Source organism: Streptomyces sp. NPDC005483 (assembly GCF_040606035.1).
In the GTDB taxonomy this organism is placed as follows: Bacteria; Actinomycetota; Actinomycetes; order Streptomycetales; family Streptomycetaceae; genus Streptomyces.
In genome coordinates, this window is sequence record NZ_JBEXEA010000001.1 from 614247 (window position 1) to 633103 (window position 18857).

Below are 18857 nucleotides of genomic sequence, written 5' to 3' on the forward strand. Positions count from 1 at the left end.
CAGGGGCGTTACTCGCCGTTCTGCTCGGCCTGGGCCTGCTGCGCGGCCACGGACTTGCGGACCTCGTCCATGTCCAGCTTGCGGGCCTGCCCGATGACGTCCGTCAGGGCGGGCTCGGGCAGCGCCCCGGGCTGGGCGAACACCGCGACCTGGTCGCGGACGATCATCAGCGTGGGGATCGACTGGATACCGAAGGCCGCGGCCAGCTCCGGCTGCGCCTCGGTGTCCACCTTGCCGAACACCAGGTCGGGGTTGTCCTCGGCGGCCTTCTCGTAGACCGGCGCGAACTGGCGGCAAGGACCGCACCAGGACGCCCAGAAATCGATCAGGACGAATTCGTTGTCCGTGACCATCTGGTCGAAGTTCTCCTTGGTGAGCTCCACGGTGCTGCTCATGACGTGATCCCTCTTCCTGGTCTCGGAGCGAAGCCGTCGGCACAACACGGCCGCCCGGCCGGGTATTCCACAGCGGTCACCACTCGGTATCCGGCGCGCGTACCCCTGGTGGCCCGAGCGCACACCACCCACCAGACTGGGCCCATGACGGAAACGGAAAACATCGCGAACAGCACCTACGACGTCGTGGTGCTCGGTGCCGGGCCCGTGGGGGAGAACGTGGCCGACCGCACCCGCGCGGCCGGCCTCTCCACCGCGGTCGTGGAGAGCGAACTGGTCGGCGGGGAGTGCTCCTACTGGGCCTGTATGCCCAGCAAGGCCCTGCTGCGGCCGGTGATCGCCCAGGCGGACGCACGCCGCCTGCCCGGTCTGAGCGCCTCGGTGCAGGGCCCCCTCGACGCGGCCGCGGTCCTCGCACGCCGGGACTGGTTCACCTCGAACTGGAAGGACGACGGCCAGGTCGGCTGGCTGGAGAGCATCGGCGCCGACCTCCACCGCGGCCACGGCCGCCTCAGCGGGGAGCGCACGGTGACGGTCACCGGCCCCGACGGCGTACAGAAGGTGCTGACCGCCCGGCACGCCGTGGCCGTCTGCACCGGCACCCGGGCCGTGCTGCCCGACCTGCCGGGCCTCGACGAGGTCAGGCCCTGGACCAGCCGCGAGGCGACCAGCGCGAAGTCGGCACCCGGACGGCTCGTCGTGGTCGGCGGGGGAGTCGTCGCCACCGAGATGGCCACGGCCTGGCAGGCCCTCGGCTCACAGGTCACGCTCCTCGTGCGCGGCAAGGGCCTGCTCAACCGCATGGAGCCCTTCGCGGGCGAGCTGGTCGCCGAGGCGCTCACCGAGGCGGGCGTCGACGTCCGCACCGGCACCTCGGTCGAGTCGGTCACCCGCGAGAACGGCACGGTCGTGGTCGGCACCGGCACCGGCGACCGCATCGAGGCCGACGAGATCCTCTTCGCCACCGGACGCGCCCCGCACACCGACGACCTCGGCCTCGACACGATCGGCCGTGAGCCCGGCAGCTGGCTGGAGGTCGACGACAGCCTCCGTGTCACCGGCAGCGACTGGCTCTACGCCGTCGGCGACGTCAACCACCGCGCGCTCCTCACCCACCAGGGCAAGTACCAGGCCCGCATCGCGGGCGCCGCCATCGCCGCCCGCGCCTCCGGGGCCCCGGTCCAGGAGGACCCGTGGGGTGCCCACGCCGCGACGGCCGACCACGACGCCGTGCCCCAGGTCGTCTTCACCGACCCGGAGGCCGCCGCCGTCGGCCTCTCCCTCGCGGAGGCCGAACAGGCGGGCCACCGCGTCCGCGCGGTCGACTACGACCTCGCCTCGGTGTCGGGCGCCGGCCTCTACGGCGACGGTTACCGCGGCCGCGCCCGCATGGTCGTCGACCTGGAGCGCGAGATCCTCCTCGGCGTCACCTTCGTCGGCCTCGGCGTCGGCGAACTGATCCACTCCGCCACGATCGCGGTCGCCGGGCAGGTCCCGATCAGCAGGCTGTGGCACGCGGTCCCCGCGTACCCGACGATCAGCGAGGTGTGGCTGCGGCTCCTTGAGGCGTACCGGGACAACTAGGGCAGCTCGAAGCCGAGGGACGCGGCCGCCTGCTCCGGCGTCGGCTGCGTCCAGCGTTCTGCCACCGCCTGGTTGGAGGAGAGCGAGCGCAGCTCGGCGCGGTCGAGGTAGAGCATGCCGTCGAGGTGGTCCGTCTCGTGCTGGACGATCCGCGCGGGCCAGCCGCCGAACACCTCGTCGACCGGGCGCCCGTCCTCGTCCTCACACGTCAGCCGCACCTCGGCGGGCCGTGCCACCACGGCCTGCCACCCCGGCACACTCAGACAGCCCTCGAAGAACGCGACCCGTTCGGTGCCGACCGCGGCGTACGACGGATTGACCAGGACCCGGAACGGCAGCGGCACCCGCCCGCGCGTCAGCCGGATCTCCTCCGGTACGGGCGCCGGGTCCTCGATGACCGCGATCCGCAGCGGCACCCCCACCTGCGGGGCGGCCAGCCCCACGCCGGGCGCCGCGTGCATGGTGACGCGCAGGGCCGCGACGAAACGGGACAGGAGTGCGGGGTCGAGCTGGCCGTCGTAGCGCTCGGTGCCGCGCCTGAGGACCGGTTCGCCTGCCGCCACGATCGGCAGCGGGCCGTCCGTGGCCAGGAGTTCCTCGACCAGCTCGGCAAGGGGCGCGCGGTGACTCGGAGTTGCCATCGCGCCAGGATGTCACGGAGTGCCTTGTGCTGCAGGTCACTTGAAAGCCCGGGAACTCGAGGCCCCCTTCCTCCGACTACTGGACCGCTACCGTCCCCAGCCCTCGGAGAAGCCGCCGATGTCCATCGCCCCCTCGACGACCACGGACGAGGCCCCCGGGCCGGCCGCTCCGGCGCCCGCCCCCAGCAGATGGGCGCCGCTGCGCCCGCTCGTGCTGCGTCTGCACTTCTACGCCGGCGTGTTCGTCGCGCCGTTTCTCCTCATCGCGGCCGTCACCGGTTTCCTGTACGCCGGGGCGTTCCAGGCCGAGAAGATCGTCTACCGGGACGAGATGACCGTCGCCGCCGTCGGGGACAGCAGGTTGCCCCTCTCCGACCAGGTGGACGCCGCCCGCAAGGCGCACCCCGAGGGCACCGTCTCGGCGATACGCCCCTCGCCCGCGGCCGACGCGACGACCAGGGTGCTGCTGTCCGGCGTGAAGGGAGTCGACCCGGACCACACGCTCGCCGTGTTCGTCGACCCGTACACCGGCAAGGTCCGCGGCGCGCTGGAGCAGTACGGCTCGACGGGCGCGCTGCCGCTGCGCACCTGGATCGACGAGTTCCACCGCGACCTCCACCTCGGCGAGAACGGCCGTCTCTACAGCGAGTTCGCCGCGAGCTGGCTGTGGGTGATCGCGGGCGGCGGCATCGTGCTGTGGTTCTCCCGCCGCCGTGCCCTGCGCAAGGTCCGCGGCACCAGCGGACGGCGCCGCACCCTGGGACTGCACGGCAGCGTCGGCGTCTGGGCCGCCGCGGGCTTCTTCTTCCTGTCGGCGACCGGACTGACCTGGTCGACGTACGCAGGCGCCAACATCGACGAACTGCGCACCTCGCTGGGCCAGTCCACGCCCTCGGTCTCCGCGGCCGCGGGCGGCGACCACGCGGGCCACGGTGCGTCCGCCTCGGCCGGGAACGCCGAGCACGGGGTCGGCCTCGACAAGGTGCTGGCCGCCGCCCGTGCCGAAGGACTCGGCGACCCCGTCGAGATCGTGCCGCCCGCCGACGAGTCGTCGGCCTACGTCGTACGGCAGGTGCAGCGCAGCTGGCCCGAGAAGCAGGACTCGGTCGCCGTCGACCCGACCAGCGGCGAGGTCACCGACACGCTGCGCTTCGCGGACTACCCGCTGCTCGCCAAGCTGACCCGCTGGGGCATCGACCTGCACACCGACGTCCTGTTCGGGCTGGTCAACCAGATCGCCCTGATGCTCCTCGCGCTGTCGCTGGTGCTGCTGATCGTGTGGGGCTACCGCATGTGGTGGCAGCGCGGCCGGGGCTCCGCCTTCGGCCGGCCCATTCCGCGCGGCGCCTGGCAGCAGGTGCCGCCGCAGATCCTGGTGCCCAGCGTGGTGGTCGTCGCCGTCCTCGGCTACTTCGTGCCGCTGCTGGGCATACCGCTGGCCGGCTTCATCGTCGCGGACGTGATCCTCGGCGAGATTGCGCACCGGCGGGAGAAGAAGAGCGCGACGGTCTGAGACGCAGGTGGGCCCGGTTCCCTGCGGAACCGGACCCACCTGATGTCGAGAGCTATTCGAAGTCGCCCGACAGCGCCGAGGCGAGGCGCAGGTGCGGCTCGGCCTCGGCGTGCCGCCCCTGTCGCTGGAGGGTGCGGCCGAGCATCAGCCGGGCGTACTGCTCGACCGGATCCCGGTCGACGATCACCCGCAACTCGGTCTCCGCGCGCCGCAGTTGGGCCGAGTGGTAGTAGGCGCGCGCCAGCAGCAGCCGCGGCCCGGTCTGCTCCGGAACCTCCTCGACCAGTCCGTCCAGGACCCGCGCCGCGGTGTCGTACTCCTTGGCGTCGAAGAACATCCGCGCGCGCTCCCAGCGCTCCGCCGGTGTCCCGTGGTCGTAGTACGTGGTCTCCACTGGTGCCTCCTTCGACTTCGAGGTCGACAACGGAAGCAGGTGGTTCAATATTCCACTACTTGGTCAGGGCGGCGAGCTCGTCGTCGGCCCGCTCGGTGATGAGGCTCAGCACGCGTCCGGCGACCGCCAGATCCTCGGCGGGGATGCCGGCGTAGACCCGGGCGGTGAGGGGAGCGGTCTCGGCGGACGTCGTCTCGAACAGCGCCCGTCCGGCGGCCGTGATCCGCACCTGGGACGACTCATGGCGAGTCAGCAGCCCCGCGGAGATCAGCTCGTCGACCACGGAGTGCGCCTCCTTCTCGTCGATCTTCAGGGCGCCGACGAGATCCCCGACGATGCGGTCCCGCTCGACCGGTCCCTCCGCGACGGCGGCCAGCCGCAGGGTGACGGACTGCTGGAAGGTCGCGCCGTGGCGGGCCAGGACGTTCTCGAGAAGCGCGCGGGCGGCGTAGTGGGCCAGGGCTATGACGCGGGGGTTGAGGACGGGAAGGGTGGCGGGAGTGGTGGTGGTCATGGCTGCTCCTTGAGGTTCTCGTTCGTCGGGTCGAGAGGTGCGTCGAGCAGGGTCGTCAGTTCACGCTCGAACTGCCGCGTGCGTGCGCTGTCCAGGCCTCCGAGCGGTGCCAGCAGTTGCTCCAGCAGGCCCTGGACGACCTCGATGGCCTGCCGGGTCCGCTCGCGGCCCTCCTCGGTGAGCGCCAGTTGCACCGCGCGCGGGTCGCGCGGGTCGCGGGTGCGCTCCAGGAGCCCGGCGCTTTCCAGGGAGCGCGCCAGCTTGGAGACGTAGAGCGGTTCGAGCCCGGTCCGGTCGGCGAGGCGTCGCTGGCTGGGGCGTTCGCCGCCGCGCTGCATGCCGTACAGCGAGGCCACCAGCGAGTACTGGGCGTGCGTCAGGCCGAGCGGTGCCACCGCGCGGTCGACCGCGACCCGCCATTTCATCGACAGTCGCCAGACCAGGAAACCGGGCGTCGCGCCCTCGGATGCCGTACTCATGCTCGATACAGTACATGGCTACTATATCCATGGCTACTATTTTCGGAGCTGTGGCAGCCCGCCTCGCGCGCACCTGTCACCGAGCCCCGGGGGGAGGGCCTGACGGGAAACGCTTCACGGGGCTAGGTTGGGCGCCATGAGCAATCTTGATCGCCAGGCGGTCCCCGCCCTGTGCGGCGGCCGCGGCTTCGTGGTGGCGGAACCCGTGCGCGAACTCCTCAGCCCCCGCCGCGTCAAGCTCGGCGAGTCCAGCGAGGTGCGCAGGCTGCTGCCCAACCTGGGCCGCCGCATGGTCGGCGCCTGGTGTTTCGTCGATCACTACGGTCCCGACGACATCGCCGACGAGCCGGGCATGCAGGTGCCCCCGCACCCGCACATGGGACTGCAGACGGTGAGCTGGCTGCACCAGGGCGAGGTGCTGCACCGCGACTCCACCGGCAGCCTCCAGACCATCCGGCCCCGTGAGCTGGGCCTGATGACCTCCGGCCGTGCGATCAGCCACTCCGAGGAGAGCCCGAAGTCCCACGCCCGCTACCTGCACGGCGCCCAGCTCTGGGTCGCCCTCCCGGACGGGCACCGCCACGCCGCCCCGCACTTCGAGCACCACACCGGGCTGCCGCAGATCACGGCGCCGGGCCTGACGGCCACGCTCATCCTGGGCGACCTCGACGGCACGCGCTCACCCGGAACCGCGTACACCCCCATCGTCGGCGCCGACCTGACCCTCGCCCGCGGCACGGACGTACGCCTGCCGCTGGAACCCGACTTCGAGTACGCCGTCCTGTCCATGTCCGGCGAGGCCCACGTGGACGGGGTGCCGGTGCTGCCGGGCTCGATGCTGTACCTCGGCTGCGGCCGAACCGAACTCCCGCTGCGCGCCGAGTCGGACGCGGGCCTGATGCTCCTGGGCGGCGAGCCGTTCGAGGAGGAACTGGTCATGTTCTGGAACTGGATCGGGCGGTCCCAGGAGGAGATCGTACAGGCTCGTAAGGACTGGATGACAGGGGCGCGATTCGGCGAGGTGAAGGGGTACGAGGGGGCGCCGCTGCCAGCTCCCGATCTGCCGCCGGTGGCGTTGAAGCCGCGGGGAAGAGTACGCTGACCTGCTGAGATGCGCCAACGGGCCTGCCTGGGGCAGTGGTGGGCGGACTTCCGTCTGCGTGCCTGGGCCGCTATGGAAGTGGTGTGAGCGTCGGAGCTTGAGGAGCTCGATGCAGGCACGGCGTCGATTCCAAGGTGTGGCCCTGTGTGGGCGGCTGTGGCAGTCCGCTTGCTGACTTTTGCTGACTTTCCTGACGGTGCGTCAACCGCTGGCTGTAGCTGGTGGGCGGACTTCGGTGGCGCATGGTGTCGTGAGTTGCCATCTCAGGGCTGGCGCATCGAGGGTCTCTTGGGGGTGCTGACGGTTGGTCCGATCGGCGGTGGAGCCCGGGCGTCTCGCGATTGGCGGGTCCTGACAAGACGCGAGACCGAAGATGCCTTGGCTTGGTAGTCCTTGGTGCCTGCTTTGGATGTTGTGCGCCAGCAGGTTCTTGGTCTGTTGGCGGTACGCGCTCATCGTCGCCTCCGACCTGCGACAAAGGGTGGAATCATCTGCTGCTCAGCCGACTTGGTCCGCACCTGGTCCGGATCTTGGTCTGTGATCTGTGATGTTGGCGTGCGAGGCTTGCGGTACGACATGGCAACACCGTCGAACGATGCATCAACCGGCACCTCTCTGTGTCAAGCGGCTCGGGCAACCTCCGTGCTTCGGCAGTCGTGCATTACATCAGTCAGGCGGCGTTTGAGGCATCGCATTGCTTCCTTCCGGCTCTTGCCTTCTAGGCGCTTGCGTTCGTAGTAGGCCTGGGCAGGTGGTTGAATTCGTCGCTGAGTGACGGCCATGACCTGGCTCGCGTAGTTGAGCTGGCGGTCTCCGGCACGCGACAAGCGATGCCGGGACCTGTCTCCGGAGGACACCTCTCTTGGTGCAGTGCCGCAATAGGCAGCGAATGCGGCTGCGGTGGCGAACCGGCGCACGTCCACCAACCTGCCAAGGATCTTGGCTGCGGTCAGAAATCCACTCGACGGCTAGCTAACCACTACCAGCAGATCCGCAGCTTCTACAGCGCCAGCCAGATCCACCACACCGCCTTCGCCTCGATCGACGGAAACCCCGGCGACTTCCCCGACGACGAGATCGCCTCGAACCTCGACGACTTCGTATCACGGCTGCTCACCGCGACGAAGGGCTGACACAAGCGTGCCCACCCTGCTCATGCGCTTTGACGCACCCATGCAGTCCTGGGGAACACGGTCAAAATTTGCCAGACGCGACACGGGAACCGAACCCACAAAGTCGGGCGTGGTGGGCCTCCTAGCGGCGGCCCTCGGAGTGTCTCGTGATGACGAACGATCCATCTCCGAGCTTGCCCAGTTGCGTATGGGAGTTCGCGTCGACCGGGAAGGAATCGTCGAACAAGACTTCCACACCGTGCAGAACGTGCCCAACACCGAGGGGAAGAACCACCGGACGGTAGTCACCGAGCGGTACGACCTAGCCCACGCCCTCTTCCTTGGGCCCTCGAATCACCCGACGACGAAGTCCTTCGCCGCTTGCACCACGCCCTTCTGCATCCGCGCTGGCCGTTGTACTTCGGACGCAAAGCATTCGTACCCGCTCGGCCGATCGTCAGCAGCGGACACCGGGAGCCTCCAGCTATCACCGATGAAGGCCAGACGCCGCGCGCAGGCAGAAGCCGAGAACGAGGCCGCGACGTGGCTGCGCACCGTGGTGGATGCCGACCCCAGCATGCTGGACGTCGAACTGCGCTACGACCATCCAATTACCTTTAGCGAGCAGGACCGACGGTACGCGCCCCGCGCGGTACAGATCAGCCACGTCCCTCTCACCAGCGCAATGCTGGATCATCACGACAGCTTGGCTCCATGACGTCCGCATTTTCGGTCCTTGAGGTAGTCGGCCAGATCCACCGCAACCGGGCGAGATTCCTCAGCAAGCCGGCAACCAGCCCGGATCAGTATCCCCACGACGCGCGGACCACAATCGAAAGACTGGCAGCATGACACTCTGGCTCACCCGCATCGTCCCCGACCTGCACAGTCGTGAGGCCCGGCGCGACCTCCAGGGAGTTAACGCCGCGATGGGCCTGCACCGCCGTCTCATGACCCTCTATCCCAATAACGCAGGACCCGACCCACGTGCTCAATTCGGCGTGCTCTTTCGACTTGAGGACACCTCGGATGGCCAACACATTCTCCTGCAGAGCAGCCACGAACCTGACCTCGCCCGCCTCCCCGACGGATACGGCACAGCTCTCACCCGCCCTCTCGATCCCCTCCTTGAAGCTCTCAGGACTGGCCTGACCGTCCGCTACCGGTGCACCGCCAGCCCCGTCCGCAAACCCGACGCCACCACTCGCGCCCGCTACAACCTCCCGGCCGCCGTACCGCTCGTCGGCGATGACGCTGACGAATGGTGGACACGGCAGGCCGACAACGCCGGACTCAAACCGCTCTCGAACCACTCTCACACCCTTGAAGCAGCACGAGCCGTACGAACTCCCAACGGCACAAACGACAAACAGCACATCCGCCACAAGCGCATTCGCTTCGACGGCACCGCCACCATCACCAACCCCGACCTCCTCCGCCAAAAAATCACGGAAGGCATCGGCCGCGGCAAGGCATACGGCTGCGGCCTCCTCAGCATCGCCCCAGCAAGGAATGCGCCGTGATACAGAGGGATTGCCACAATCATTGTGTACGCTCGCCAATTCTCGTCTGGCGAAGCTATGAAACGCGGCCACAGACACGGCCTACACGGGGGTCCCAGCCCTCTCTGCATTACAGCGGCTAACAGAATGGGCACTGGGGCCTGCGCTTACAGGTATCCCGGGTCGCCATCGGCGTTGAACCTCGTCAGGGAGCGCTCCAGCAGCTCCAGAAACTGCCGCAGGTCATCGGCCACCTTGTCAAACTCCGGTTCGTCCAGCGACGCCGTCCGCGTTCGGTAAACGGCCGCATCGGGCCCCGCGACATAGATCAGGCCGCCACCGTTTGAGCCGATGACCAGGCCGTGGGTCTTTGGGCCCGTGCCGACGTAGACAACGCCGTACTCCTGGAGCTGCAGCAGGACGTCACCGGCCGGATCGAGGAAGTAGCCGTTGCCGACGTCCGCCCAGGTGACATCACCGATACTCTCGTAGAAGGTGACCAGGTCAGCTGGTGTAGGGGTGATTTGGGCGAGCGTGCGAGCCGCGGCTTGATCGTCGTGGTCGGCCGACCGGACCTGGTTGATCCCAGGGGGGAAGCCGTGCCGATGCTCGAACTCGCCTGTCATGGCCGTGAGAGTCCCGGAAACTCTGTCTGTCCACGAGACCAGCCAGGCAGGCGAAAGCGATCGGTCACTCATGAGGCCGGATCATGGCATGCGCCACGGACGTCCGTGGGGTGCCCAGCGGTTCCAGTGTCAGAAGCCGTATCTCAACCGAACGTGAACCCTTGATTCCTGCTGGTCAGGCATGGTTTCGCGCGGGTGAGGGAGGCATAGCGACGTCTTGTGTCCGCTTCATGGTCGAGGGGTGCGCGGTGGCGTCGGTGCTGGGAATGCTGGAGGAGCGGGAGGCGGCTGCCCGTGTGCGGGTGGAGGGTTTGCGGGAGGAAGTCGCGCGGCTGGCTGAGGTGTTGGAGGCCGCGGAGATCGAGCTGGACCGGCGGGTGATCGCGCGGGAAGAACTGGTCGAGGCCCTGGCAGTCTCTGCGGCGGAGTCCACTGCCGTGACCACGACCGCGGCGGAGGAGTCGGCGCCGTCGCTCGCGCCGGTGCCGGGTTCGACGGTGCCGCCTTGGCGGGAAGGGCTGCCGGTGACGGTTCTGACGCCGGACTATCAGCGGATTCTCGGCGTACTGGAACAGCAGGGATCCACGGGTCACGGGCCGCTTCGGGCCAAGGCGATCGCGGTGGAGCTGGGCCTTGGGGCGACGCCGGCGAAGGTCGAGGGACTGCGGTCGAAAGCCCGGCGCCTGGCGGAGCGCGGGTGGCTCCTCCAGGAGGTGTCGGGGGCATTCAGCGCCGGCCGGCGGCCCATGGCCGCGCCAGACGTCGGCTCATCCGCATGACCATCGACCATCGGATCATCGCCTCACTGGTGGCGGGCAGGGTCTCGTAGTCCCGGGCCAGACGGCGGGAGTTCATCAACCACGCGAACGTGCGCTCTGCCACCCACCGCCTCGGCAGCACCACGAACCCCGTCATGTCGTTGGTGCGCTTGACGATCTCCAACGTCAGAGCGAGTTTGTCCCGGCACCAGCCGACGAGGGAGCCGGTGTAGCCGCCGTCGGCCCAGACGAGGGTGATGTCACGGTGCAGACGGCGCAACCGGGTCAGCAGGCCCACCGCGGCGTCCCGGTCGCCGATGTTCGCAGCGGTGACTGCGACGACCAGGAGCAGACCGAGGCAGTCGGTCACGATGTGCCGTTTGCGGCCCGGCACCTTCTTCCCGCCGTCGTAGCCGCGTGAGGCGGCCGGCACCGTCGCGGCGGCCCGCACCGACTGCGCGTCGATGATCCCCGCCGTGGGCTCAGCCTCGCGGCCCTCGCGTTCACGGACCTTCCCGCGCAGCCGGTCGTGGAACTCGGTGATCAACCCGTACTCGCGCCACCGGCGGAAGAATGCGTAGACCCGGCCCCAGCCGGGGAAATCCGCGGGCAGCGCCCGCCAGGAGATTCCGCCCGCGACCAGGTAACGGACCGCGTCCAGCAGCTGCCGATGGCAGTAGCCCTCGGGCCGCCCGCCCCGCCCTTGAAGCCAGGCCGGCACCGGCAACAACGGCCGGGTGGCCGCCCACTCCGCGTCCGTCATGTCCGACGGATACCGGCGAACCCGATCAGGATGATCGGCCGCGTTGCCGTACGCGTGCGCGAGGCAATCGCACGACACGGCGGGCGAGTTGAAGTCAGCGGGCTCGGGCGCGTACAACAACGACAACAGGGCCTCCGGGAACCGCTCGGAATGGGGTCGCACCCCCGAGCTACCAGGAGGCCCTGCCTTCATGCGCGTACCGCCGGAAGGTCACCCGACCAGGAACGCTGTTCGATCCGCACGTTCCAAGATCGGCTGCAACGCAGCTTCTCATTCACCAGTAGGCCAAATCTGAACAACCCACACCTCAAGGGGGTCCTCATGCGGCCCTTCAGGAGGGAAGGGGTCGAGTGCCAGCGCAGCCTCAACATGATCTCGCCCTCGGCAGAGTAAACGCAGGTGATAGCGCCCCGGCTGCAGCGGGATTTCGCCGTAGCAGACGCCACCCAAGTCGACCACCGCGAGTCGATCGGCCATCGGGGAATCGAAATCCCGTTCGTACTCCCAAGAGCCTGACGGTTGAGGAGCGGGCCCGTCCCACACCTCTAAACGCACCAAAGGGTAAAAATCATTGTCGCTAGAGGTGAGGCTCCAGCCTTCTCCGGGGATCTGAACAATGTCGTCCTCCGCCGGTGCTTGTTCGAACAGGATTGGGCCGATCTGGATGGTCCTGTAGTACACGCGCGGGCGGACATCAACTGCGTTGATCAGAGTGGGCACTTGCTCTCCTCACCATCGAGCGAGCAGGGCCCGTCAGGCTAGCCCCGACTTGAACTCAAAGCCCCCTGGCTGCATGCGCGTACCGCCGAAAGATCCGACCAGGAACTCCGTTCGATCCACACGTTCCAAGATCGGTTGAAACGGCTTCTCAGCCAGATCATGCGCGGCTGGGCCAACTACTCCAAGCCCACGGTCCGCAAAGCCCGCTCTGAGCTCCCTGGCCAGCTTCACCTGGCACCGGGTAGCTGGTGGATGGCGCTGCACCGTTGGAAGTGGAAGGAAGTCCGCCGACGCTTCACCGACCGCAACGGGCGGTGGCGAAAGCGCTCGGCAGGCGAGATCGAACTGTTTGACCTCCAGGCGGTGACGGTCACCCGTTACCGCTACAGCGGCAACACGATCCCCAACCCCTGGACCCGTTTCAACCACGTCTGAACGGCAGAGTCCGTGGAGAGCCCGGTACTCGGAGACGGGTACGCCGGGTTCGGCAAGCGGCACGGAGAGACGGGCCGGCGGCAACAGTCGGCACCGCGCTCCGTGCCGACTCAACGGGCCCCCCGGCAACCGCACCAAGTCATACCATCCAGGCCCCGTGCCGCCGCCCGGCTCGCAGAACAAGCGCAGGTCAGTAGGGATGACCGCCAAGATGGTCGACAAACGACTATCTGGCGACTATCTTGAGCCACCACGCGGCAGCGAAGGCGGTTGTCCGATGGTCGACATACGACAATGTGGCGGTTAGTTTGAGCCACTACGCGGCATTCCGCCCATCCTGTTGCTTAGAAGGAGAGCCGGGCAGAGATGATCGAAATACATACGAGTCGCGCTGTAGGTCACTGCCACCGTGGTCAGCGATTGGGTGCCCGATCAGGTCATCCTCGACCCGGGAACAGGCGTTCCTGGACAAGACTCCTCCCGCGGCAGGTCGGCGACTTCCGCCTCAGCGTCGCCACCGTGGTGCGGGTGGTGCCGCTGGCGCAAAAACACCGTATGCCCGGGCGTCTCCGAATTCGAGGAGTGCTCGTCACCGACAGCGCGGGCACGTCGCGGCAGCGGTGGCCGGTCGACGCCTGCGGATTCCTCGGCTGACCGGCCCCGGGACGACTCCCCCTGGCCGAGCGCGACTCGACCGCCCCCCGTGAAGGAGTACCTGACATGAGACTCAAGAACGTCGCGGCCCTGGTGACCGGCGCCAGCAGTGGCATCGGGCAGGCGGTGAGTTCCCACTTCCGCCGTGAGGGCGCGCGGCTGCTGCTCACCGGTCGCAGGGATCGGCTCGGCAGCAATGAGCCCGACGACCTGTACGTCCCTGGAGACCTCAATGACGAGGCGTTCGTCGAGGACCTGGCCAAGCAGGCCGCCGAGTCCTTCGGCACCGTCGACGTCGTCGTCCTCAACCACGGCCTGCAGGCCAGTAGTCCGCTCACCGAGATGGCCGCAGACGACGCGAAGAATGTGCTCGACAGCAACCTGCTCAGCGCGTTCCTGGTGATGAAGCACTTCGCGCCGCTGATGCCATCCGAAGGTGGCTCGTTCGTCTGTGTCAGTTCACGGCTCGGCATGGTCGGCAAGCCCGGAGAAGTCCTGTACTCCGCCGCCAAGGGAGGCCTCATCATGCTCGCCAAGGGCGCCGCGATCGAATGGGCCCCCCGCAACATACGCGTCAACGTCGTCGCTCCTGGCCTGACCGCCACCCCGATCATCGAAGCAGCGATCCAGCGCAGCCCCGACCCCGAGGCCTACCGCCGCGAGCGCGAGGACCAAATCCCGCTGCAACGCCTCGCCACCCCTGAAGAGGTAGCCGACGCGGTCCTCTTCTTCGCAACATCAGAGTCGTCGTACATCACCGGAGCAGTTCTCCCCGTTGACGGCGGATACACCGCCTTCTGAGCACCCCCCGCTTCTGTCGTACGTGAAGGCCGTGAACCGCGGGACCAGTCGAAGCGATGAGCGAATGCCATCCGACACCCCACGGAACCCAACGCCCAGTCCGACGGTTTCCTGACCATTCCCAGCCAGTTCGAAACACCACCCATCCGGGATCTGAGCGCTCCCAGCGCCCTTTCCCTTTGAGTAAGGAGCAGACCCATGCGAGTCAGCAGAAACCTGAGCGTCCCGATCGTCACGACCGCCCTGGCCCTCGCGCTCGCCGCGTGCGGGGCGAGCGGCACCGGGCAGAACGTGGGGGCGAAGAGCACGACGCAGGGTGGGGGGTCCGGCTCGTCGGCCGAGCACACCGACGACATCTCGGTCGGCGTGAAGCCGGACGCGAAGGCGGTGAAGCTGCTGCCCGCGGCGGTGAAGGCCAAGGGCACGCTCTCGGCGGCCATGGACCTGACCAGCCCGCCCACCACGTTCATGGCATCGGACAACAAGACCCCGATCGGGTTCAACCCGGACATGGCCCGGCTGATCGCCGCCAAGCTCGGCCTGAAGCTGCAGATCAACAACATCAAGTTCGACACCATCATCACCGGACTGCAGGCCGACCGGTACGACTTCACCGCCTCCACCATGGGCGCCACCAAGGACCGGCTGAAGGTGCTCGACATGGTCGACTACTTCAAGGCCGGGACCGGGGTGTCCGTCCCCTACGGCAATCCGCAGAAGCTGACCACGCACACGCTGTGCGGGCACAGTGTCGCTGTCCAGTCCGGCAGCACCGCGGAACTGCAGTGGCTGCCCCAGCTGTCGAAGCGGGACTGTACGGGCAAGGGCAAGCCGGCCATCAAGGCGGTGACGCTGCCCAGCGTGAACGACGCTCTGACCCAGCTGGTCTCCAAGCGGATCGACGCGGTGATGTACGACTTCACCGGGCTGCAGTGGGCGGCCACGCAGCAGCCGAAGACATTCGAGGTCCTCAAGCCCCTGGTGGCCACGAAGACCGTGGCCGTCGCGCTGAAGAAGGACTCGCCGCTGACCCCCGCGGTGCAGGCTGCCCTCCAGTCCATCATCGACGACCCCAAGTACGCCGAGGCGCTTGGCCGCTGGGGTTTCCAGGACCTCGGGATCAAGACCGCGGCCATGGCCGTCCCCCAGGACTGACAGGCCGATGGACGTGATCGAGACCACGACGACCAGGAGCCCATCGGTGTCACACGTACTGGCCGAAGAAAAGAAGCGGATCACGCCGAAACGTCCGCGCGACTACGTCGCCTGGGCCGTCGCGATCGCTGTCGTCGCCGCTCTGGTGTGGACCGCGGTGACGAACGAGAACTACCGCTGGCCGGTGGTGTTCAGCTACTTCACCACCGAGACCATCCTCAACGGCCTGCTGATCACGCTGCTGCTGACCGTGGCGAGCATGGCCCTGGGCACGCTGCTGGGGCTCGTGCTGGCGGTGATGCGCATGTCGCACCAGCGGCCCGTCTCCGGGATCGCACAGCTCTACATCACCTTCTTCCGCGGCACCCCGGTGCTCGTGCAGCTGGTCTTCTGGTTCAACATCGCAGCCCTGTACCCGCACCTCTCGATCGGCATCCCGTTCACCGACATCTCCACACCGGTGAACGTGAACGCGATCATGACCCCGATGACCGCGGCCGTCGTAGGGCTGACGCTGAACCAGGCCGCCTACATGTCCGAGATCATCCGCGGCGGGTTCGCCTCGGTCAGCCGCGGACAGCACGAGGCGGCGGAGTCCCTGGGCATGTCGGGGTTCACCAAGCTCCGGCACGTGATCATCCCGCAGACCATGCCGGCGGTCATCCCGGCCACCGGCAACCAAGTGATCGGCATGCTCAAGGAGACCTCGCTGGTGAGCGTGCTCGGCGTCGCCGACCTGCTGAACAGCGCACAGTCGATCTACGCCCGCAACTACCAGACCATTCCGCTGCTGATCGTGGCCAGCCTCTGGTACCTGATCATGACGCTGGTGCTGAGCGTGCCGCAGTCCATGATCGAACGCCGCTTCTCCCGCTCGACCAGGACACGGCTGACCCCGGCCGCCACCTCGGCCGAGCCCGGGGCCGGCCTGCCCGTTCCCACCACGAGGGAGTCCCTTCTGTGAACGCCGACGGAACGATCGTCGCACGCAAGCTGTGCAAGAGCTTCGGACGTCACCAGGTCCTGCGTGACATCGACCTGACCGTCGCGGCCGGAGAGATCTCCTGCATCATCGGGCCCAGCGGATCAGGCAAATCCACCCTGCTGCGCTGTATCAACGGCCTGGAGGCCGTCGACCGCGGAGTCCTCAGGGTCAACGGAGAGGACTTCGGCTACATCGAGAAGGACGACGCCTACCACGCCGTCCGCCCGAAACGGCTGGCCGAGCAACGTGCCCGCATCGGCATGGTGTTCCAGCAGTTCAACCTGTTCCCCAACATGACCGCCGAAAGCAACGTCATGTCCGGACCGGTGCTGGTGCAGAAGAAGGACCGCGCCACCTGCCGGGAGCAGGCACAAGAGCTGCTGGCCAAGGTCGGCCTCAAGGGCTGTGGCCACAAGTACCCCGCTCAACTCTCCGGCGGCCAGCAGCAGCGCGTGGCCATCGCCCGCGCGCTGGCGATGGAACCCACCATCATGCTGTTCGACGAACCCACCAGCGCGCTGGACCCCGAGCGCGTGGGTGAAGTGCTCGCCGTCATGCGCGACCTCGCCGGCAACGGAATGACCATGCTGCTCGTCACCCACGAGATGGGCTTCGCCCGCGAAGTCGCCGACGAAGTCCTCTTCATGGACGAAGGCATCGCAGTCGAGCGCGGCGACGCCCGCGAAGTCCTGGGCAACCCCCGTGAGAAACGCACCCAGGCCTTCCTCGAAAGAGTGCTGTAGCAGGGCACGGACCTGCGGCAGCGGCTCGGTAGCGCGACCGACCCGGCCTTTGCTCCGGTCAAAGCCGTTGCCTTCGGCGAGCTTGTGGACCTTGGCCGGGTGACGCCGATGCTGTGACCAGTGGTCCATGTCCAGGCCGCGGGCGGCGACCGTGCCGATGTGGATGCGAATGGCCGCCCCAGGGGCCGGGTCGGCCTGGTAGCCGAGTCCGGTAATGGCTTCAGCCAAGGGCCTGGATCGCTCCGTATGTGGCGCACTCATCTCATGCGTTGGTGCACTCGCGCGAAGGATCCGATCCACTCCGTGCTCCACCGTAACCTGCTTCGCCGCCGCACGTCTCTGACCGGCGCGGCAACACCGTGCAGATCAGCCCGCCGTTCATCGCCACGGACGACGAGGTGCGGCAGCTCGTGGCCGCAATCGACACCACCCTCTCCGCCCAGGAAGCCGAGTGACCATCATGCCCACCCTCTCTGACGCCGAACCGAACGCCCTCGCCGATTCAGAAAAGGTTCTGGCCAACCTCGATCTCGCCGTGCCGGGCGTGACCCGCACCTTCGACGTCCACGATCCGGCCACCGGCCAGCAGATCGCTCAGGTCCCCGACTTCGACGCGCGCCAAGCCCTCGACGCCGTCGCCCGCGCCAACGAAGCAGGCCGCTCCTGGGCCGCCACCACCGCCCGGCACCGGGCCGACATCCTGCTCGCGTGGTACGACCTGATCCTCGGCAACGCGGAGATGATCGCCCTGCTCATCACCCGCGAGATGGGCAAGCCGCTCGCCGAGGCTCGCGGCGAGGTGTCCTACGGCGCGGACTTCATCCGCTGGTACGCCGAGGAGGCCGTACGCCCCGCTGGGAACCTCCGCGACGCTCCCACCGGTGGGGCCCGATTGTTCACCCGGCGCGCACCGGTGGGGTTGTCGGTCCTGATCACCCCGTGGAACTTCCCGCTCGCCATGGCCACCCGCAAGATAGCCCCGGCGCTGGCCGCCGGCTGCCCCGTCGTCATCAAACCCGCGCCCAACACCCCCCTGACCACGATCTTCGCGGTCCAGCTCGCCATCGCGGCCGGCGTCCCCGAAGACCTGGTGCGGGTCGTGACCACCACCGAAGCGCCCGCCTTCAGCAGCGCCGTGCTGGCCGATCCCCGCGTGCGCAAGGTGTCCTTCACCGGTTCCACCGGAGTCGGCAAGGTCCTCTTGCGCCTCGCGGCCGACAACGTGCTGAAGAGCTCCATGGAGCTGGGCGGCAACGCCCCGCTGCTGGTCTTCGACGACGCCGACCTGGACCGTGCGGTCGACGGGGCGTTCGCCGCCAAGATGCGCAACGGCGGCCAGTCCTGCATCGCCGCCAACCGCATCTTCGTCCAGGACGGCATCGCCGACGCGTTCATCGACGCTCTGACCGACCGGCTGGCCGCTTTGAAGGTCGGCCACGGACTCGCTCCCGGTGTGGGGCTTGGCCCGGTGATCGACCGCACCGCCGTGACGAAACTCGCCGGCCTCGTCGAAGACGCCACCCGCCGTGGCGCTCATCTGCTCACCGGCGGCTCGGCTCCGAGCCACCCCGGCTCCTTCTTCGAACCGACGCTGCTGGACCACGTACCGGCTGACGCCGACCTCGCCCGCAGCGAGATCTTCGGGCCCGTCGCCGCCATCCAGCGCTTCTCGCACCAGGACGAGGCCATAACCCGCGCCAACGACACCGAACACGGCCTGGCGGGCTACGTCTTCACCGAGAACCTCGACCGCGCCTTCAACGTGGCCGACCAACTGGCCACCGGCCTGGTCGGCATCAACCAGGGCGTCCCCTCGAACGCGGCCGCACCCTTCGGCGGCATCAAGCAGTCCGGCCTCGGACGCGAGGGCAGCAGCGAAGGACTCGAGGAATACGAGGAGATCCGCTACTACAACCTCGCACTTCGACCCACCACTTGACACACGTCGGGGCCGCCCCTCTGCTGTCGTTGCTCAGGGGCT

General features: G+C 68.1%; 21 protein-coding genes. 12 read left to right on the forward strand and 9 right to left on the reverse strand.

Going from position 1 to position 18857, the window contains the following annotated elements:
* Positions 1-8: 8 nt before the first annotated feature.
* Entirely contained in the window at positions 9-395 is a 387-nt protein-coding gene (gene trxA / locus ABZT06_RS02800) for a thioredoxin (RefSeq protein ID WP_355733790.1), read from the reverse strand.
* Positions 396-539: 144 nt separating this feature from the next.
* On the opposite strand from trxA, the gene ABZT06_RS02805 reads away from it, so the two are divergent.
* The gene (locus ABZT06_RS02805; RefSeq protein WP_355733793.1) at positions 540-1979 is read left to right on the forward strand and encodes an NAD(P)/FAD-dependent oxidoreductase; all 1440 of its coding nucleotides are present in this window, start codon (positions 540-542) and stop codon (positions 1977-1979) included.
* On the opposite strand, the gene ABZT06_RS02810 is transcribed toward ABZT06_RS02805, so the two are convergent.
* Complete coding sequence (locus tag ABZT06_RS02810; RefSeq protein ID WP_355733796.1) at positions 1976-2620, reverse strand: peptide deformylase; 645 nt, start codon at positions 2618-2620, stop codon at positions 1976-1978. The two genes, ABZT06_RS02805 and ABZT06_RS02810, sit on opposite strands and share 4 nt — an antisense overlap.
* A gap of 118 nt (positions 2621-2738) precedes the next feature.
* Between ABZT06_RS02810 and ABZT06_RS02815 the strand changes: the two genes are divergently transcribed.
* Complete coding sequence (locus ABZT06_RS02815; RefSeq protein WP_355733799.1) at positions 2739-4133, forward strand: PepSY-associated TM helix domain-containing protein; 1395 nt, start codon at positions 2739-2741, stop codon at positions 4131-4133.
* A gap of 52 nt (positions 4134-4185) precedes the next feature.
* On the opposite strand, the gene ABZT06_RS02820 is transcribed toward ABZT06_RS02815, so the two are convergent.
* Genes ABZT06_RS02820 through ABZT06_RS02830 form a run of 3 tightly spaced genes read right to left on the reverse strand, consistent with a single transcriptional unit; the run spans position 4186 to position 5520 of the window.
* On the reverse strand, positions 4186-4527 hold the full coding sequence (locus tag ABZT06_RS02820) for a tetratricopeptide repeat protein (protein WP_355733801.1): 342 nt from the start codon (positions 4525-4527) through the stop codon (positions 4186-4188).
* 55 nt (positions 4528-4582) lie between these two features.
* Entirely contained in the window at positions 4583-5041 is a 459-nt protein-coding gene (locus ABZT06_RS02825; protein WP_355733804.1) for a MarR family winged helix-turn-helix transcriptional regulator, read from the reverse strand.
* Positions 5038-5520, reverse strand: coding sequence for a MarR family transcriptional regulator (locus ABZT06_RS02830; protein ID WP_355733806.1), 483 nt, complete (start codon positions 5518-5520; stop codon positions 5038-5040). The genes ABZT06_RS02825 and ABZT06_RS02830 overlap by 4 nt, the downstream gene beginning before the upstream one ends.
* A gap of 136 nt (positions 5521-5656) precedes the next feature.
* Between ABZT06_RS02830 and ABZT06_RS02835 the strand changes: the two genes are divergently transcribed.
* Positions 5657-6622, forward strand: a complete 966-nt coding sequence (locus ABZT06_RS02835) for a pirin family protein (protein ID WP_355733809.1) — start codon at positions 5657-5659, stop codon at positions 6620-6622.
* A 620-nt stretch (positions 6623-7242) separates the two neighbouring features.
* Here the strand turns inward: ABZT06_RS02835 and ABZT06_RS02840 are convergent.
* Positions 7243-7545: a transposase gene (locus tag ABZT06_RS02840; protein WP_355734097.1), complete on the reverse strand. Its 303-nt coding sequence runs from the start codon at positions 7543-7545 to the stop codon at positions 7243-7245.
* Positions 7546-7762: 217 nt separating this feature from the next.
* Here ABZT06_RS02840 and cas5e point away from each other — a divergent pair, with 217 nt between their 5' ends.
* On the forward strand, positions 7763-8452 hold the full coding sequence (gene cas5e, locus ABZT06_RS02845) for a type I-E CRISPR-associated protein Cas5/CasD (protein ID WP_355733811.1): 690 nt from the start codon (positions 7763-7765) through the stop codon (positions 8450-8452).
* Positions 8453-8582: 130 nt separating this feature from the next.
* Positions 8583-9257 carry a type I-E CRISPR-associated protein Cas6/Cse3/CasE gene (gene cas6e / locus ABZT06_RS02850; protein ID WP_355733814.1) on the forward strand — a complete coding sequence of 225 codons (675 nt, stop codon included), beginning with the start codon at positions 8583-8585 and terminating at the stop codon, positions 9255-9257.
* A 146-nt stretch (positions 9258-9403) separates the two neighbouring features.
* On the opposite strand, the gene ABZT06_RS02855 is transcribed toward cas6e, so the two are convergent.
* Positions 9404-9862 (reverse strand): SMI1/KNR4 family protein, encoded by a 459-nt coding sequence (locus ABZT06_RS02855; protein ID WP_355733816.1) that lies wholly within the window; start codon positions 9860-9862, stop codon positions 9404-9406.
* A 230-nt stretch (positions 9863-10092) separates the two neighbouring features.
* On the opposite strand from ABZT06_RS02855, the gene ABZT06_RS02860 reads away from it, so the two are divergent.
* A complete protein-coding gene (locus ABZT06_RS02860) occupies positions 10093-10641 on the forward strand; it encodes a hypothetical protein (RefSeq protein ID WP_355733819.1) in 549 nt (182 codons plus the stop codon).
* On the opposite strand, the gene ABZT06_RS02865 is transcribed toward ABZT06_RS02860, so the two are convergent.
* Entirely contained in the window at positions 10589-11383 is a 795-nt protein-coding gene (locus ABZT06_RS02865) for an IS5 family transposase (RefSeq protein WP_355733822.1), read from the reverse strand. The genes ABZT06_RS02860 and ABZT06_RS02865 overlap by 53 nt on opposite strands.
* A gap of 270 nt (positions 11384-11653) precedes the next feature.
* A complete protein-coding gene (locus tag ABZT06_RS02870; RefSeq protein WP_355733825.1) occupies positions 11654-12103 on the reverse strand; it encodes a hypothetical protein in 450 nt (149 codons plus the stop codon).
* A 135-nt stretch (positions 12104-12238) separates the two neighbouring features.
* Here ABZT06_RS02870 and ABZT06_RS02875 point away from each other — a divergent pair, with 135 nt between their 5' ends.
* The 6 genes from ABZT06_RS02875 (at position 12239) to ABZT06_RS02900 (ending at position 18815) form a co-directional block, all read left to right on the forward strand.
* On the forward strand, positions 12239-12538 hold the full coding sequence (locus tag ABZT06_RS02875) for a hypothetical protein (protein ID WP_355733827.1): 300 nt from the start codon (positions 12239-12241) through the stop codon (positions 12536-12538).
* Between the two features lie 720 nt (positions 12539-13258).
* Positions 13259-13993 carry an SDR family NAD(P)-dependent oxidoreductase gene (locus ABZT06_RS02880; protein ID WP_355733830.1) on the forward strand — a complete coding sequence of 245 codons (735 nt, stop codon included), beginning with the start codon at positions 13259-13261 and terminating at the stop codon, positions 13991-13993.
* Between the two features lie 198 nt (positions 13994-14191).
* Positions 14192-15148, forward strand: coding sequence for an ABC transporter substrate-binding protein (locus ABZT06_RS02885; protein WP_355733833.1), 957 nt, complete (start codon positions 14192-14194; stop codon positions 15146-15148).
* 46 nt (positions 15149-15194) lie between these two features.
* Positions 15195-16112, forward strand: coding sequence for an amino acid ABC transporter permease (locus ABZT06_RS02890; RefSeq protein ID WP_355733836.1), 918 nt, complete (start codon positions 15195-15197; stop codon positions 16110-16112).
* Positions 16109-16876 carry an amino acid ABC transporter ATP-binding protein gene (locus tag ABZT06_RS02895; protein WP_355733839.1) on the forward strand — a complete coding sequence of 256 codons (768 nt, stop codon included), beginning with the start codon at positions 16109-16111 and terminating at the stop codon, positions 16874-16876. The genes ABZT06_RS02890 and ABZT06_RS02895 overlap by 4 nt, the downstream gene beginning before the upstream one ends.
* Positions 16877-17336: 460 nt before the next feature.
* Entirely contained in the window at positions 17337-18815 is a 1479-nt protein-coding gene (locus ABZT06_RS02900) for an NAD-dependent succinate-semialdehyde dehydrogenase (RefSeq protein ID WP_355733841.1), read from the forward strand.
* Positions 18816-18857: the final 42 nt, after the last annotated feature.